The sequence below is a fragment of the Pseudomonas sp. Ost2 genome (genome assembly GCF_018326065.1).
GTDB classification, from domain to species: domain Bacteria; phylum Pseudomonadota; class Gammaproteobacteria; order Pseudomonadales; family Pseudomonadaceae; genus Aquipseudomonas; species Aquipseudomonas gingeri.
The window spans coordinates 4,930,394-4,946,121 of the sequence record NZ_AP021904.1; the positions used below are offsets into that span (position 1 = coordinate 4,930,394).

General features: G+C 63.3%; 13 protein-coding genes and 3 tRNA genes. 1 reads left to right on the top strand and 15 read right to left on the bottom strand.

Annotation, left to right across the window (positions count from 1 at the left end; all coding sequences use genetic code 11):
• Positions 1–3: 3 nt before the first annotated feature.
• The 13 genes from KI243_RS21490 to truA form a co-directional block, all read right to left on the bottom strand.
• Entirely contained in the window at positions 4–840 is an 837-nt protein-coding gene (locus KI243_RS21490) for a DUF2242 domain-containing protein (protein ID WP_103033022.1), read from the bottom strand.
• Positions 841–1,145: 305 nt separating this feature from the next.
• Positions 1,146–1,222, bottom strand: a tRNA-Asp gene (locus KI243_RS21495).
• Positions 1,223–1,336: 114 nt separating this feature from the next.
• A tRNA-Asp gene (locus KI243_RS21500) sits at positions 1,337–1,413 on the bottom strand.
• Between the two features lie 82 nt (positions 1,414–1,495).
• A tRNA-Val gene (locus tag KI243_RS21505) sits at positions 1,496–1,571 on the bottom strand.
• A gap of 159 nt (positions 1,572–1,730) precedes the next feature.
• Complete coding sequence (locus KI243_RS21510) at positions 1,731–2,510, bottom strand: SDR family oxidoreductase (protein ID WP_017123222.1); 780 nt, start codon at positions 2,508–2,510, stop codon at positions 1,731–1,733.
• Positions 2,507–3,718 carry an O-succinylhomoserine sulfhydrylase gene (locus KI243_RS21515; RefSeq protein ID WP_177086743.1) on the bottom strand — a complete coding sequence of 404 codons (1,212 nt, stop codon included), beginning with the start codon at positions 3,716–3,718 and terminating at the stop codon, positions 2,507–2,509. The genes KI243_RS21510 and KI243_RS21515 overlap by 4 nt, the downstream gene beginning before the upstream one ends.
• A 179-nt stretch (positions 3,719–3,897) precedes the next feature.
• On the bottom strand, positions 3,898–5,403 hold the full coding sequence (gene purF / locus KI243_RS21520; RefSeq protein ID WP_017123224.1) for an amidophosphoribosyltransferase: 1,506 nt from the start codon (positions 5,401–5,403) through the stop codon (positions 3,898–3,900).
• A 41-nt stretch (positions 5,404–5,444) separates the two neighbouring features.
• Positions 5,445–6,002, bottom strand: a complete 558-nt coding sequence (locus KI243_RS21525; protein ID WP_017123225.1) for a CvpA family protein — start codon at positions 6,000–6,002, stop codon at positions 5,445–5,447.
• Between the two features lie 220 nt (positions 6,003–6,222).
• The gene (locus KI243_RS21530; RefSeq protein WP_103033021.1) at positions 6,223–6,906 is read right to left on the bottom strand and encodes an SPOR domain-containing protein; all 684 of its coding nucleotides are present in this window, start codon (positions 6,904–6,906) and stop codon (positions 6,223–6,225) included.
• Positions 6,890–8,197, bottom strand: a complete 1,308-nt coding sequence (gene folC, locus KI243_RS21535; protein WP_212809893.1) for a bifunctional tetrahydrofolate synthase/dihydrofolate synthase — start codon at positions 8,195–8,197, stop codon at positions 6,890–6,892. Before folC ends, KI243_RS21530 begins: the two co-directional genes overlap by 17 nt.
• A complete protein-coding gene (gene accD, locus KI243_RS21540) occupies positions 8,194–9,114 on the bottom strand; it encodes an acetyl-CoA carboxylase, carboxyltransferase subunit beta (protein WP_017129384.1) in 921 nt (306 codons plus the stop codon). The genes folC and accD overlap by 4 nt, the downstream gene beginning before the upstream one ends.
• Before the next feature lie 107 nt (positions 9,115–9,221).
• Positions 9,222–9,842 carry a phosphoribosylanthranilate isomerase gene (locus KI243_RS21545; protein WP_212809894.1) on the bottom strand — a complete coding sequence of 207 codons (621 nt, stop codon included), beginning with the start codon at positions 9,840–9,842 and terminating at the stop codon, positions 9,222–9,224.
• A gap of 64 nt (positions 9,843–9,906) precedes the next feature.
• Positions 9,907–10,731 (bottom strand): tRNA pseudouridine(38-40) synthase TruA, encoded by an 825-nt coding sequence (gene truA, locus KI243_RS21550; protein WP_177086888.1) that lies wholly within the window; start codon positions 10,729–10,731, stop codon positions 9,907–9,909.
• 222 nt (positions 10,732–10,953) lie between these two features.
• On the opposite strand from truA, the gene KI243_RS21555 reads away from it, so the two are divergent.
• Positions 10,954–11,613, top strand: coding sequence for a M24 family metallopeptidase (locus KI243_RS21555; protein WP_017129387.1), 660 nt, complete (start codon positions 10,954–10,956; stop codon positions 11,611–11,613).
• A 74-nt stretch (positions 11,614–11,687) separates the two neighbouring features.
• On the opposite strand, the gene KI243_RS21560 is transcribed toward KI243_RS21555, so the two are convergent.
• Both KI243_RS21560 and KI243_RS21565 read right to left on the bottom strand, forming a co-directional pair.
• Positions 11,688–14,243: a FimV/HubP family polar landmark protein gene (locus KI243_RS21560; RefSeq protein ID WP_042937078.1), complete on the bottom strand. Its 2,556-nt coding sequence runs from the start codon at positions 14,241–14,243 to the stop codon at positions 11,688–11,690.
• 206 nt (positions 14,244–14,449) lie between these two features.
• Entirely contained in the window at positions 14,450–15,451 is a 1,002-nt protein-coding gene (locus KI243_RS21565) for an aspartate-semialdehyde dehydrogenase (RefSeq protein WP_177086738.1), read from the bottom strand.
• Positions 15,452–15,728: the final 277 nt, after the last annotated feature.

A 15,728-nucleotide genomic window follows, 5' to 3' on the forward strand; every position in this document is an offset into this window, starting at 1 on the left:
CGTTTACTGAGCCGGCGTGGCCGGCTCGGCAGGGGTCGGCGCCGGTGTCGGCTCGGCCGGTTTGTCACTGGCGGCCGGCGTCGCCGGTGCCGTTTCGGCCGGGGTCGCCGGAGCGACTTCCGGCAATGGTTTTACCGGCTCGGGAATAGCCGGAGCCGTCAGGGCCGGAGCGACATGCGCAGGCTCGACATGGCTTGGCTCGGCGGCTTTTGCCGGCTCCGCTGCGGCTTCCGGCTTGATCGCCGCCGGAGCGGTTTCAGGCACGCCGAGATCGGCCTTGGGCTTCTCGTCAGTGTGCTTTTCCTTCTTCACTTCAGGTGGCAGGAACAACTCCACCAGGGTAAAGAAACGGTCGTAGAACTTGGCCGAGGACACCGTTTCACTGGCTACCTTGACCATCGAATCATCGGTCGAGCCGATCGGCATCGACACCGAACCCAACACCCCCACCCCCAGGCTGGCGGAGTTGTTGACCTTCTTCAGTGCGTAACGGTCCTGCAGGGCGTTGGCGAACATCGTCGAGCGATGATCGGCGCTGCCATCGGCCGCACACACGACACTGAAGCTGATCTGCAGGTGGGTATCGCCGGTCTGCTGGAAGCTCTTGTTGCCGGCCACCAGCTTCGGATCGCTGCTGGTGATGATGTAGCCCTGGCTGAGCAAGGCACGACGGGCCGCTTCACAGGACGCCGTATCGCTCACCGCGTAATTGCGCGAGAAGGTTCCGGAGTCGTCGAAATTTTCGTGTTCATAAACGGCGGTCTTGGGCGAGGAGCAGCCTGCGGCGCCCGCCAGCACCAGGGCCAGTACCACGGCACGCAAGTGGAATGATGTCGACATTGATAATCCTGAGTAAAACGGTCCGGGGCGTATTGTGCATCAGATCGCCACGCCAGAGCGCACGCTTTAGTGTCTTAACTACTCTACGACAGCGATTTTTCAGGAAAAAGACCTTCGCCCGGAGGTTCGATCAGTACCCGCAGTTTTGCAGGGGCATGAGGACTGGACGGCCATGACTGGCAGAAGTTCCACTGCCCTGCGGATCGTCGACCGGCGACAGCACTTTTTCATCGGCAAAAAAAAGCCCCGGCAAGCCGGGGCATTTTTCGTTGCTTCGAGGAGTTCAAGGGCCTCGAAGCCTTGTATGGCGCAGCGGACGGGACTCGAACCCGCGACCCCCGGCGTGACAGGCCGGTATTCTAACCGACTGAACTACCGCTGCGTATCGCTCGGACTTGCGTCCGTTTGAAACCTTTGAACCCGTGATCGAGAGCCTTCGGTGGCTTTCAATCGCAGACCGCTCACTCGCTTACCAAGCAATCGATCTGTACAAATATGGCGCAGCGGACGGGACTCGAACCCGCGACCCCCGGCGTGACAGGCCGGTATTCTAACCGACTGAACTACCGCTGCGCGTCGGTTGGAGATTCCTTGCGGAATTTCCGATTTGAAGCTTTTCTCTTGCGAGATTCTTTCTTGCGAAAGACTCTGGAAGTGGTGGGTGATGACGGGATCGAACCGCCGACCCTCTGCTTGTAAGGCAGATGCTCTCCCGGCTGAGCTAATCACCCTTTGCTTCGTCGAGGCCGCGAAATTTACGCAGGTAGCGGATCTAAGTCAATAGCCTGCTTGAAGTTTTTCTGAAAAAGACAAATCCGTGTCAGCGCCATCACCACCCTACCGGGACGGAAAACCTCTTGCCACGCGGTCCACGGCCCCGCTGCCGGTCTCTAGTCGCAATAAATCATTTTCTTGCTCATGCCACCATCGACCACGAACTCCTGGCCGGTGACAAAGCCCGCGCTTTTCGACAGCAACCACGCCACGATCGCCGCCACATCCTCGACCGTCCCGACCCGGCCCGCCGGATGCTGGGCATGATCGAGCTCGCTCAGCGGCTCGGCACGGCGTACCGAAGGATCACGGGTATCGATCCAGCCCGGACTGACCGCATTGACGCGGATCTCCGGACCGAGGCTGATCGCCAGGGCGTGGGTCAAGGCCAGCAGCCCGCCCTTGCTCGCCGCATAGGCCTCGGTGTCGGGCTCCGACTGCGCCGCCCGGGTCGAGGCCAGGTTGACGATGGCCCCGCAATGGGCGCGCAGGTACGGTGCGCAGTGCTTGGCCAGCAGCATCGGCCCGCTGAGATTGACCGCCAGCACACGGTTCCAGTGCGACAGATCGAGGCTTTCGAGGGTGATGTTGTGCGGATCGGCAATCGCCGCATTGCACACCAGCGCATCGAGCCGACCGAACTGCCCCAGCACATCGGCCACGCCCTGGGCCACCTGCGCCTCGTCGGAGACATCCATGGCGATAAAACAGGCATTCTCGCCAAGGACATCGGCAACCTTGCCCCCACGCACCTTGTCGAGGTCGGTCAGCACCACCTGCCAGCCTTCGCTGATCAACCAGGCGGCGATGCCCAGCCCGATGCCCCGTGCCGCGCCGGTAACCAGCGCTACGCGACCGTTGTTGCCAACGGCCGCACCAAGGGACAACTCGATCACAGCGCAGCCAGACCGCGCGCCAGGTCGGCTTGCAGGTCCGCCACGTCTTCCAGGCCGACCGCAACGCGGATCAGGCTGTCGCGAATCCCCGCCGCTTCACGTTCCTGCGGCGACAGGCGGCCGTGGGAAGTGGTGCTCGGGTGAGTGATGGTGGTCTTGCTGTCGCCCAGGTTGGCGGTGATCGAGATCAACCGGGTTGCGTCGATAAAGCGCCAGGCGCCCTCTTTGCCGCCCTTGACCTCGAAGCTCACCACGCCACCGAAGCCACGCTGCTGGCGCTGGGCCAGTTCGTGTTGCGGATGGCTCTTGAGGCCGGCGTAGTGCACCTTCTCGATGCCGTCCTGCTGCTCCAGCCACTCGGCCAGGGCCAGGGCATTGGCGCAGTGCGCACGCATGCGCAGGTTCAGGGTTTCCAGGCTCTTGAGGAAGATCCACGCGTTGAACGGGCTGAGGCTCGGCCCGGCAGTACGCAGGAAGCCGACGACTTCCTTCATCTGCTCGCCGCGACCGCAGACCACGCCGCCCATGCAACGACCCTGGCCGTCGATGTACTTGGTCGCCGAATGCACCACGATGTCCGCACCGAGCGTCAGCGGCTGCTGGACGGCAGGCGTGCAGAAGCAGTTGTCGACCACCAGCAGCGCGCCCTTGGCATGGGCGATTTCCGCCAGCGCGGCGATATCCACCAGCTCGGCCAAGGGGTTCGACGGCGATTCGACGAACAGCAGCTTGGTATTGGCCTTGATCGCCGCGTCCCAGCCGGACAGTTCCGCCAGGGGCACGTAGTCGACCTCGACGCCGAAGCGCTTGAAGTACTTCTCGAACAGGCTGATGGTCGAACCGAATACGCTGCGCGACACCAGCACATGGTCGCCGGCGCTGCACAGGCTCATCACCACGGCCATGATCGCGGCCATGCCGGTCGAGGTCGCAACGGCCTGCTCGGCGCCTTCCAGGGCGGCGATGCGCTCCTCGAACGAACGCACGGTCGGGTTGGTGTAGCGCGAATAGACGTTGCCCGGCACTTCCCCGGCAAACCGTGCAGCCGCATCGGCGGCGGTACGGAAAACGTAGCTGGAAGTGAAGAACATCGGGTCGCTGTGCTCGCCTTCCGGCGTACGGTGCTGACCGGCACGGACAGCCAGGGTGTCGAAGGCTACGCCGTCGAGATCGCTGTCCAACCGACCGGCATCCCATTCCTGACTCATGCTGCCACTCCTTGCTCTGATCTTTGGAAGATACAAAACCGGCCCCTGGAAAGCACAACCTGCAGGAGCCGGGCTTGCCCGCGAAGCCTTTGGCGGCCTCAAGGGCCTCTTCGCGGGCAAGCCCGACTCCTACAGGGATCGCGGTGTATTCAACACCGCGCTTCGGGGCCGGTTTCTCGTCAATTGTTGTACAGATCGATGATCGCACTGACCGCCTGGGTCTTGACCTTGGACGCATCGTTGCGCGCCTGCTCGATCTTGTTCAGGTAGTGCTCGTCGATATCGCCGGTGACGTACTTGCCGTCGAACACCGCGCAGTCGAACTGTTCGATCTTGATCTTGCCACCGCCGACGGCTTCGATCAGGTCCGGCAGGTCCTGATAGATCAACCAGTCGGCACCGATCAGGTCCGCAACGTCCTGGGTGGAACGGTTGTGGGCGATCAGTTCGTGGGCACTCGGCATATCGATGCCGTAGACGTTGGGGTAGCGCACGGCCGGAGCCGCCGAGCAGAAGTAGACGTTCTTCGCGCCGGCTTCACGGGCCATCTGGATGATCTGCTTGCAGGTGGTGCCGCGCACGATCGAGTCGTCCACCAGCATCACGTTCTTGCCGCGGAACTCCAGCTCGATGGCGTTGAGTTTCTGCCGTACGGACTTCTTGCGCGCCGCCTGGCCCGGCATGATGAAGGTCCGGCCGATGTAGCGGTTCTTCACGAAGCCTTCGCGGAACTTCACGCCCAGGTGGTTTGCCAGTTCCAGGGCCGCGGTACGGCTGGTATCCGGAATCGGGATGACCACGTCGATGTCATGCTCCGGACGCTCGCGCAGGATCTTCTCCGCCAACTTCTCGCCCATGCGCAGACGCGCCTTGTACACCGACACACCGTCGATGATCGAGTCCGGACGCGCCAGGTAGACGTGTTCGAAGATGCACGGGGTCAGGGTCGGGTTGGTCGCGCACTGGCGGGTGTGCAGCTTGCCGTCTTCAGTGATGTAGACCGCTTCGCCCGGCGCCAGATCGCGGATCAGGGTGAAGCCGAGCACGTCCAGGGACACGCTTTCGGAGGCGATCATGTACTCGACGCCCTCGTCGGTGTGGCGCTGGCCGAAAACGATCGGGCGAATGCCATGGGGGTCGCGGAAGCCGACGATGCCGTAGCCGGTGATCATCGCCACCACCGCGTAGCCGCCGACGCAACGGTTGTGCACGTCGGTCACCGCGGCAAACACGTCTTCCTCGGTCGGTTGCAGCTTGCCGCGCTGGGCCAGCTCGTGGGCGAACACGTTGAGCAGCACTTCCGAGTCGGAGCTGGTGTTGACGTGGCGCAGGTCGGACTCGTAGATCTCCTTGGCCAGCTGTTCGACGTTGGTCAGGTTGCCGTTGTGCGCCAGGGTGATGCCGTACGGCGAGTTGACATAGAACGGCTGGGCTTCGGCCGAGGTCGAGCTGCCGGCGGTCGGGTAACGCACGTGGCCGATACCCATGTGGCCGACCAGGCGTTGCATATGGCGCTGATGAAACACATCACGGACCAGGCCGTTGTCCTTGCGCAGGAATAACCGGCCGTCATGGCTGGTCACGATACCGGCAGCGTCCTGGCCGCGGTGCTGGAGCACGGTTAGCGCGTCATACAGCGCCTGATTGACGTTCGACTTACCGACGATACCGACGATGCCACACATGCGACGCAACCCCTACTTAATGAATCTGAACTGAACAGCACTTACTGAGGCGTTTTGGCCGGTAAGAGATGTTCCTTGAACGGAAGGTCAGCGGGTACGCTGATCCCGCTGGCCAGCCACTGACTGCTCCACCCCAGGATGAGGTTCTTGGACCAGTCTGCAACCAATAGAAATTGTGGCACGAGCCGGGACTCCTGCCACCACGTATCCTGCTGTACCGGCCCCAGGCTGAGCAGCCCGACCGCCACGACCACCAGCAACGCGCCACGCGCGGCACCGAAGGCCATGCCGAGAAATCGATCGGTCCCGGACAGGCCGGTGACGCGAATCAACTCGCCGATAAGGTAATTGACCATGGCCCCGACCAACAGGGTCGCGACGAACATGATTGCACAGCCCGCGATCACGCGAGCCGAAGGTGTCTGAATATAGTCGGTGAGGTACACGGACAACGAGCCACCGAACATCCAGGCGATGACGCCGGCGATGATCCAGGTGAGCAGGGACAAGGCTTCTTTGACAAAGCCGCGGCTCAAGCTGATCAAAGCAGAAACGACGATTACCGCGATAATCGCCCAGTCAACCCAGGTAAATGGCACAGTGCAGCCTACAGACGGATAAGGCGGCGCATTTTAGCAGAGCGCCGCCTTGCTGGTAAGGCGATTGTCAGTGCATTTCGATACAACCCGCCGAAGCCTTCTGAAAACGTAGCGAGCGAAGGCAAGACAAGGCAAAAACAGGCGAGGAAGCGGAGTTTACTGGCTGTAAATGAGCATTCCGAGCCTGTTTTTAACGCAGTATTGCCAAGCGCAGTAGTTTTCAGCCGCGCTCGGGTTGGAATCGGACAACAAACCCATTCAGCTTTTGCTGGCGGCCGAGCAGATCACGCAGGCGATCGGCCTCCGCGCGCTCGATCAGCGGCCCGACAAACACCCGGTTCTTCCCGTCGGAGGAACGGATATAGGCGTTGTAGCCCTGGCTACGCAGGTTTTTCTGCAGGCTTTCGGCACTTTCACGGCTCGACAGACTGGCCAGTTGCACCGACCAACTGATCGGCAAGCCGTTGGGGTCCACCCGGTTCTGGGTGGTATCGAGCTTCGCCGGCGCTACCGCCACCGCTTGTGCCGGCGTCTGCGCAGGCGCAGCAGCGGGCTTGGGTGCGGGTGCTGGAGCGACAGGCCTGGTCGCGACAACCGGGGCCGCCGGCTTGGCGGCCGGAGCCGGAGCAATTGGCATCGAAGGCGCCGGTACCGGCTTGGCCGCCACCTCGTCCTCCTCTTCCGGCACAGGCTCCTGGGGCAGGCTTTGCGGCTCGGGCACCGCTACCGGCTCGACCTGTACCTGGGGCACGGCCGGAGCCTGTGGCGCCGCCGGCGGATCGACACGCACCTGACGCTGTTCGTCCTGACGGGAAAACAGCATCGGCAGAAAGATCACGGCCAGCGCCACCAGAACCAGGGCACCGACCATCCGCTGCTTGTACGCTTTATCCAGCAATGCCATTTGCAGCTTCCTCCGTGGCGCGCCGGGCGAGCCATTCCAGCGCCTCGGCTACACAAAAAAACGATCCGAACAACAGGATTTCATCGTCCGCCGTCGCCTGGGCACACTGCCCTTCCAGCGCCGCCGCGACACTCTCGTAGGCCGTCACCGAAGCTCCGCGAGCCTGCAGGGCTGCCTGCAGATCGGTCGCCGGCCGGCTGCGCGGCGATTGCAGTGGCGTCACCGCCCACTGTTGCACATGAGCATCGAGCTGCGACACCACGCCGTCAAGGTCCTTGTCCGACAGCAGGCCGAACACCGCCAGGCGCCGTCCTGCCGGGACACGCCGCGCCAGGCGCTGGGCCAGGTATTGCGCCGCATGGGGGTTATGCCCGACATCCAGCATCAGTTGCAGCGACTTGCCCTGCCAGTTGACGGCACGGCGATCCAGGCGACCGACGATACGGGTTGCCTGCAGGGCGGCAACGATCCGCTCCGGCTGCCATGGCAGGTCCATCAGGGCATAAGCCTGGAGCGCCAGCGCGGCGTTTTCCATCGGCAGGTCGAGCAGCGGCAGGTCATGCAGCTCCAGCACCTGGCCCTGGCCGTCGAGGCCACGCCACTGCCAGTGCTGGTCGGTGATGCCGAGATCGAAATCGCGGCCGCGCAGGAAAAACGGGCAAGCCAGCTCGTGCGCCTTTTCCAGCAAGGGTTGCGGCGGGTTCAGGTCGCCACACAGCGCCGGCCGGCCCTGACGGAAGATCCCGGCCTTTTCATAGGCCACCGATTCGCGGGTATTGCCCAGGTACTCGGCATGGTCGACACCGATACTGGTCACCAGCGCCAGGTCGGCATCCACCACATTGACCGTGTCCAGGCGCCCGCCCAGGCCGACTTCCAGGACCACGGCATCCAGTTGCTCACGCTCGAACAGCCAGAAGGCCGCCAGGGTGCCCATTTCGAAGTAGGTCAGGGAAGTCTCGCCACGACCGGCATCCAGCGCGGCGAATGCTTCGCACAACTGGGCATCGGTCGCTTCCACGCCATTGATCTGCACGCGCTCGTTGTAGCGCAGCAGGTGGGGCGAACTGTAGACCCCGACCTTGAGGCCCTGGGCTTGCAGCAAGGCGGCGACAAAGGCGCAGGTCGAGCCCTTGCCGTTGGTACCGGTCACGGTCACTACCCGAGGCGCCGGCCTGCCCAGCCCCATGCGGTTCGCTACCTCTTGCGAGCGCTCCAACCCCATGTCGATGGCCGATGGATGCAGTTGCTCCAGGTAGGCGAGCCAGTCGCCCAGGGTACGTTGGATCATACGTTTGCCGGCACCGGTGGGATAACGATGGATTCGACAGGTGCGGCGACGTACACAGGCGTCGGCAGCCCCATCATCTGGGCCAGCAGGCTGCCCAGGCGCGGACGCAGTTCCTGGCGCGGGATGATCATGTCGATGGCGCCGTGCTCCAGCAGGAATTCGCTGCGCTGGAAGCCTTCCGGCAGTTTTTCGCGAACGGTCTGCTCGATCACGCGCGGACCGGCGAAGCCGATCAGTGCCTTGGGTTCGCCGACGATCACGTCGCCGAGCATCGCCAGGCTGGCGGAAACGCCACCGTAGACCGGGTCGGTCAGGACGGAGATGAACGGCAGGCCCTCTTCACGCAGGCGCGCCAGCACGGCCGAGGTCTTCGCCATCTGCATCAGCGAGATCAGCGCTTCCTGCATCCGCGCACCACCGGAGGCCGAGAAACAGACCATCGGGCAACGGTTTTCCAGGGCGTAGTTGGCGGCACGAACGAAGCGCTCGCCGACGATGGCGCCCATGGAGCCGCCCATGAACGAGAACTCGAATGCCGAGACGACGATCGGCATCCCCAGCAGCGTACCGCTCATGGAGATCAGCGCGTCTTTTTCGCCGGTCTGCTTCTGGGCCGCGGTCAGGCGATCCTTGTACTTCTTGCCGTCACGGAATTTCAGACGGTCCACCGGCTCCAGGTCGGCACCCAGCTCGGCGCGACCTTCGGCGTCCAGGAAGATGTCGATGCGGGCACGGGCACCAATGCGCATGTGGTGGTTGCACTTGGGGCAGACGTCCAGGGTCTTTTCCAGCTCCGGACGATAGAGCACCGCGTCGCACGATGGGCACTTGTGCCACAGACCTTCAGGCACCGAGCTTTTCTTCACCTCGGAACGCATGATCGAAGGGATCAGTTTGTCTACTAACCAGTTGCTCATGCTTTCTTTCTCCAATTCGTTTTCGGCCCGTCGGACAACCGGGCCCGCCTGTTTTCTAGCGGCGGTAAGCATGGACGGTGGCAGGCTGCCGTCCGTCACATCGGCGATCAGCTGGCGCGAACCGCCTGGATGAACGCCTTGATCTTCGCGGGGTCCTTGATACCCTTGCTCCGTTCCACCCCGCCACTGGCATCCACGGCATATGGCCTGACCCGGGCAATGGCGTCCCCGACGTTTTCCACGGTCAGGCCGCCGGCCAGGATGATCGGCTTGCTCAGGCCCTGCGGCACGAGGGACCAGTCGAAAGCCTCGCCGGTCCCACCGTGCACACCTTCGACATAGGTATCGAGCAGGATGCCACTGGCACCGGGATAGGCCCGGCACGCCGCGGCGATATCGTCGCCGGCCTTGACCCGCAGGGCCTTGATGTACGGCCGGTGAAAGCCCTCGCACTGTTCGCTGGTTTCGTCGCCATGGAACTGCAGCAGGTCCAGCGGCACCGCGTCGAGGATCTCGCCCAGCTCGCAACGGCTGGCATTGACGAACAGGCCCACGGTGGTCACGAACGGCGGCAAGGCGGCGATGATCGCCCGCGCCTGCTGAAAGGTCACCGCCCGCGGGCTTTTGGCATAGAACACAAAACCGATGGCATCGGCCCCGGCCTCGACCGCGGCCAACGCATCTTCAATGCGGGTGATCCCGCAGATTTTGCTGCGAACGGCGGACATATCGTCAGAACCCCAGGGTTTTTCCGAGTAAAGTCCCGGATGGTAGCAAATGCTTTTCCAGGCGTCAGCCGGCAAGTTCCGAGAAACCCGTCAAGAAATGTGGCCCGACATAACGTTCCGGCAGCTCGAACTCGTCGCGGTACTCCACCTGCACCAGATACAGGCCGAACGGATGGGCCGTTACCCCGCCGGTGCGGCGGATACGGCTCTCCAGCACTTCACGCGCCCACTCCACCGGTCGCTCGCCGGCACCAATGGTCATCAGCACCCCGGCGATATTGCGCACCATATGATGCAGGAAGGCACCGGCGCGGATATCGATGACAATCATCTTGCCGTGCCGGGTCACCCGCAGGTGGTGGACTTCCTTGATCGGCGACTTGGCCTGGCACTGCCCGGCGCGGAAGGCGCTGAAATCATGGGTACCCACCAGATGGCGGGCCGCCTCGGCCATGCGCTGCTCATCCAGCGGCCGGTGATTCCAGGTGATTTCCTCATTGAGGTGCGCCGGACGGATCTGGTCGTTGTAGATCACATAGCGATAACGCCGGGCGATGGCCTTGAAACGCGCATGAAAATGCGCCGGCATGACCTTGGCCCAGCTGACGCTGATGTCATGGGGCAGGTTGATATTGGCGCCCATGACCCAGGCCTTCAGCGAGCGCTCGGCCTGGGTGTCGAAATGCACCACCTGCCCGCAGGCGTGCACCCCGGCATCGGTGCGCCCGGCACACATCAGTGAAACCGGCGAATCCGCCACTTTCGACAAGGCGTCTTCCAGGGTTTCCTGCACCGTGAGCACACCGGAGGCCTGGCGCTGCCAGCCGCGATAACGCGAGCCCTTGTATTCGACGCCCAGGGCGATCCGGGAAAAGCCTTCGGCGGCCATTTCGGCCGCCGGGTTATCTATATTTGCCAAGAACTTACAGCCTGATGATTTGCGCAAAGGCGTGCATTATAAGGCGACCGGCCGCGGACGCCATGCGCGGGGCGCTTTTAGTTTGCGCCAGAAAGCCGGCCGACGCCTGTGCATGAGGATTGCCTTGTCCGGGGCAATCTCGCTATATATCAAAATACATAACGATAAAGCCCCTCGACCGAGACCCGATGAATGAACGCACTGAATAAACAAGCCGTCGGCCAGGCCTACAGTTTGGACGGCATGCTCCACGCCAAGCGCATGACCTGGCAGGCCATCGAGGAAATGGCCCGGCGCTTCAAGCCCGGCATGCTGGAATCCGAAGCACGCGCCCTGGGCCTGGAGATTCTCAAGGAACTGGGCATGGATCGCATCTGGCACCCGCTGCTGATCCGCTTCGGCGCCAATACCCTGAAGACCTTCAAGCAGCGTTCCGAAGGTGATCCGGCACTGGGCGAGAACGACATCTTCTTTATCGACCTGGGGGTGGTCTGGGATCGCCATGAAGGCGACTCGGGCGGCACTTTCACCACCGGCAACGACCCCGAGATGATTGCCTGCGCGGCAGCGGCCAAGACCCTGTTCGACCAGGTCCACGACTACTGGAAGCAACAGCAGGTCAGCGGCCCGGAGCTGTATCGTTATGCCGAGGAACAGGCCAATGCCATGGGCTGGGTGCTGAACCTGGAAATCAAGGGTCACCGGGTCAGTGATTTCCCCCATGCCATCTACCGTGCCGGGGACCTGGGGGACTTCGAGGCCTGCCCGGATGTCGGCTTGTGGATCCTGGAAATCCAGATCGCCCACCCGACCCGGCCGTTCGGCGCGTTCTACGAGGACCTGCTGGCCTGATGCAGAACGTGGAATCGGTAAAACGACAACGGCAGCCCGAGGGCTGCCGTTGTCGTTAGTGCCAGCGGATCGACTCATGCCAGACGCTTGAGCATTTCCTTGGCTTCGTTCTTTTGCACTTCGCTGCCTTCGCTCAGGACTTCGGCGAGAATATCCCGCGCGCCATCCTTGTCGTCCATGTCGATATAGGCCTGGGCCAGGTCGAGCTTGGTCGCCGCCTCGTCGGTTCCCGAGAGGAAGTCGAACTCCGGCTCGTCATCACCCAGGGCCGCGTCGTCAGCGGTGAAAGTCGGGGCCGCCAGCGGGGGCTGCTCCAGGCTCTGGGACAGACGGTCCAGCTCGGCGTTGACGTCATCGAGCTCATCGGTAAAGGCATTCGGCCCGGTGTCGACCGCCAGTTCGTCGGCCAGCGACAGGTCGAAGTCTTCCGACAGCCCCAGGTCATCCAGCGCATCGAGGGTCGGTACTTCGCCCTGGGGCACCGCCGGATCGTCGGTCAGGCCCAGCAGGAAGTCGTCGTCCGCCTGGATCGCGGCCGGCTCGTCAGCGCCCAGGTCCAGATCGAAGTCCGACAGGTCGTCCGCGCTCGCCTTGGCCTCAGTCTGCTGTGCCAGCACCGATTCGAAGCTCAGGTCGTCGTCGAGCTGCAGGTCATCCAGGTCCAGGTCCGCCACCGGAGCTGGAACGACCGAAGGCGAAACCGCCTCCAGATCATCGAGGCTGAGGTCGAAATCGTTGTCGAACTCATCCACCACCGGCGCCGGCGCCGCGGCAACCACGGGCTCAGGCGCGGCAACCGGGGCTGGCGGCTCCTCCTGCAACAACTCCTGGACAAACTGCTCGTCGAGCTCGGCGGCGACTGCTGCCGCACCAAGGCCCGCCACCGCCGCCACGGCGATCATGCCGGGAAAGCGACTCTTGAGCTGCTCGACCTGGGCATGGTTCTCGCCATTGGCGACCAGCTGGCGCTCCTGGACGACAAAACCGTCGCGATCGCCCTGGCGACCGTAGACTTCCATCAGTTTCAGGCGCAGATCGCTGCGCTGCGGCTCGAACTTGATCGCCTCTTCCAGCACATCGGCAGCCTGGTTGAGATGACCGCGCTCAATATGCAGTTCAGCCTGGCCCAACACATCGGTTGGACGCTCAGCGACGGGAGCCGGCGCCTGGGCCGGCGCCAGCTTTACGCTCGGAGGAGGCACCTCCAGGCCTTCGAAGCTGCTTTCCGGCATATCCAGGTCTGCTGCGAAGTCGGTTTCTTCAGACAGCGCCCGCGCCATGCGCTGGTGCTTCTCGGCTTCCTGCTGGGCCTTGCGGCGACGCACCAGGAGCAGCATGAGCAACAACAGCACCAGCACCACGGAACCGGCGATCAGGCCCAGGAGAATCGGGCTGGACAGCAGGTCGTCGAGCTTGCGCTCTTCGCCGGGCGCCACTTCGGCCTGGATCGGCGGCTCGACCGGCTTGGCCGCTTCAGCGGGGGCAGGCGTCGCGACGATCGGCGCCGGAGTCGGAGCCACTTCCGGCTTGGCCACCAGTTCGGCCGGCATGGCCGGCTGGCTGGTAGCAGGCGCAGTGCCCGCCCCTTCCGCCTGCAACTTGGCCAGTTGATCGTTCTTCAGCTGGATCAGGCGCTGCAGTTTATCCAACTGGCTCTGCAGGTCCTCCATGCGGCTTTTCAGCTCGGCATTGTCGCGACGGGTAGAGTCGAGGCTCTCCTGGGTGACAGCCAGCTTGTTGCTCAGGGCCTTGCTGTCGCCAGCCGCACCCTTGCCGCCCTTCTTGCCGCTTTCGGCGGAGACCAGGCTCAGGTTGTCCTTGCCGGCGCCACGGGATGGCGCGGCTTCGCCCCCCTTGTGCCGGGTGGCATCCACCTGCTGCTTGCCGGCATGGGCCGAACGACGCCCCTGGCGCCACGCGGCATTCTGCGCGGCCACCTCGGCGATCGCCTTGGACTGCGGCAGGCTGGTGCTTTGCACCGGATCCGGCAGGCGCAACACCTGGCCGGTCTTCATGCGGTTGATGTTGCCATCGATAAACGCATCCGGGTTCAACGCCTGGATGGCCAGCATGGTCTGCTGCACGGAGCCGCTATTGCGCTCCCGGGCGGCGATTTCCCAGAGGGTATCCTTGGGACCGGTGGTGTACTGCTTGGCCTTGGTCGGCGCGGTTACCGGCGCACTCGGTGCGACAACCGGAGCCGGCTTGGCGGCATCGCCCGCAGGCGCATACTTCGACGGATCGAGCAGCACGCTGTAGTCACGCATCAGCCGCCCATTGGGCCACTGCACCTGGACCAGGAAGCGCACATAGGCTTCGGATAACGGCTTGCTCGAGGTGACGCGCACCACGCTGCGCCCGTTGGGATTGAGCACCGGCGTGAAGGTCAGGTCGTTCAGGAAGTCCTGGCGGCTGACGCCGGCATCGCTGAACGCCTGGGGAGAAGCCAGGCTCGGAACGATATCGGAAGCGCTGAGGCCACCGACATCCTGCAATTCGATTTCCACCAGCAATGGCTGGTTCAGGGTCGACTTGAGGGTCATTTCCCCCAGCCCAAGCGCATGCGCCATACCGGAAGACAGCGCCGAAGCGGCCGCTATTGCTAACACCAGTTTGCGAACTTGAACCATAGCCTCTTCCTTTGTTAGTGCGTTCCTCGGCCAGCGAGAAGGTGGTGTAGCTGCCTTGCGGCATGGCGCGCGGCCCGGGAAAACCACCGCAACACCCTGTTTTAGCCGATGCCCCTGCAAGTGCCCGAGGGGCAGCTCACCTTCAGCAACCAGCCTGAGCATAGCGTCAGGCTAGAATCATTCTGCAAATTGTCGCCAAGTATCTTTTACAGCGGGTCTTTTATCAACAATTCAGCCAGTTGCACAGCGTTTAGCGCGGCACCCTTGCGGACATTGTCCGACGTCAGCCACAGATTCAGTTCCGACAGATCATCAACACCGTGACGAACCCGTCCGACATAGACCACATCCTGGCCCACGGCGTCACCGACGGCGGTCGGATAATCACCGGCGTCCACCAGCTCGATGCCGTCCGCCGCTTCCAGCGCCGCGTTCACCGCGGGCAGATCGACCTCGGCAGCCGCCTCCAGGGACACACTATAGCTATCGCCAAAAAACACCGGGGCTTGAACGCAAGTGACTGAAATTTTTAGTAAAGGTGCTGCAAGCAGTTCACGCAACTCGCTGACCAGGCGCTTTTCCAGGGAAACATGCCCCTCGGCATCCGGCTTGCCGACCTGGGCCAGCAGGTTGAAGGCGATCTGCCGATCGAAGAAACGCGGCTCCAGCGGGCGGACATTCAACAGTTCGGCGGTCTGCCGGGCCAGCTCACTGACGGCCTCACGACCCTGGCTGGACACGGCCAGGCAGGCGGTCACGGTCACGCGCCGCAGTTCCAGCAGCCCCTTGAGCGGCGCCAGCACCACGGCCAGCGCGGTGGCCGCGGCGCTCGGGCTGCCCACCTGGACCGGCTTGTCCAGGGTCGCCAGCACCTGGGCATTGGCTTCCGGCACCACCTGGGGCACGGGCAAGGCGCCAGACAGATCGATGACCGTGCAGCCGGCCGCCGCGGCACGCGGGGCAAAACTCAGGGTGACCGCCGGGCCGGCAGCGAAAAACACCAATTGGACCTTGGCGAAATCGAACTCGTCGACTTCACGCACACGGACGTTCTTGCCCCGAAATGGCACCGAGTGACCGGCGGACTCGCTGCTGGCCAGCAAATGCAGGTCGGCCACCGGAAAGTCACGCTCTTCGAGAACCTGCACCAGGGTCTCGCCGACAGTACCGGTGGCGCCGATCACGGCAATATCAAAGGACTGGCTCATGGGTTTGACCTCAGGCAAAACGGGGGGAGCGGCACTTTACCCGTGACGGGGCGGCCAGGCAATTTATCGTAATCCACCACCGTCAGACATCATCCTTCTCACGTGCAGCAGAGGAGTCGCCATGGATCTACAGCGGACGCATAGCATGGGAACGGTCGGATAACAGCTTCGCGGGCAAGCCCGCTCCCACAACAGCTCGCCCCACACAAGGACCGCACTGCCTGAAACAAAAAGCCCGCGACTCTGACGAGACGCGGGCTTTTCAATACATCGGCTC

Excerpts from the sequence above, each read along its gene's own strand:
- KI243_RS21490 (WP_103033022.1), bottom strand. The coding sequence starts at position 840 with ATGTCGACATCATTCCACTTGCGTGCCGTGGTACTGGCCCTGGTGCTG.
- KI243_RS21515 (WP_177086743.1), bottom strand. The coding sequence starts at position 3,718 with ATGAGTCAGGAATGGGATGCCGGTCGGTTGGACAGCGATCTCGACGGC.
- purF (WP_017123224.1), bottom strand. The coding sequence starts at position 5,403 with ATGTGTGGCATCGTCGGTATCGTCGGTAAGTCGAACGTCAATCAGGCG.
- KI243_RS21530 (WP_103033021.1), bottom strand. The coding sequence starts at position 6,906 with ATGGCATTGCTGGATAAAGCGTACAAGCAGCGGATGGTCGGTGCCCTG.
- folC (WP_212809893.1), bottom strand. The coding sequence starts at position 8,197 with ATGATCCAACGTACCCTGGGCGACTGGCTCGCCTACCTGGAGCAACTG.
- accD (WP_017129384.1), bottom strand. The coding sequence starts at position 9,114 with ATGAGCAACTGGTTAGTAGACAAACTGATCCCTTCGATCATGCGTTCC.
- KI243_RS21545 (WP_212809894.1), bottom strand. The coding sequence starts at position 9,842 with ATGTCCGCCGTTCGCAGCAAAATCTGCGGGATCACCCGCATTGAAGAT.
- truA (WP_177086888.1), bottom strand. The coding sequence starts at position 10,731 with ATGGCCGCCGAAGGCTTTTCCCGGATCGCCCTGGGCGTCGAATACAAG.
- KI243_RS21555 (WP_017129387.1), top strand. The coding sequence starts at position 10,954 with ATGAACGCACTGAATAAACAAGCCGTCGGCCAGGCCTACAGTTTGGAC.
- KI243_RS21560 (WP_042937078.1), bottom strand. The coding sequence starts at position 14,243 with ATGGTTCAAGTTCGCAAACTGGTGTTAGCAATAGCGGCCGCTTCGGCG.
- KI243_RS21565 (WP_177086738.1), bottom strand. The coding sequence starts at position 15,451 with ATGAGCCAGTCCTTTGATATTGCCGTGATCGGCGCCACCGGTACTGTC.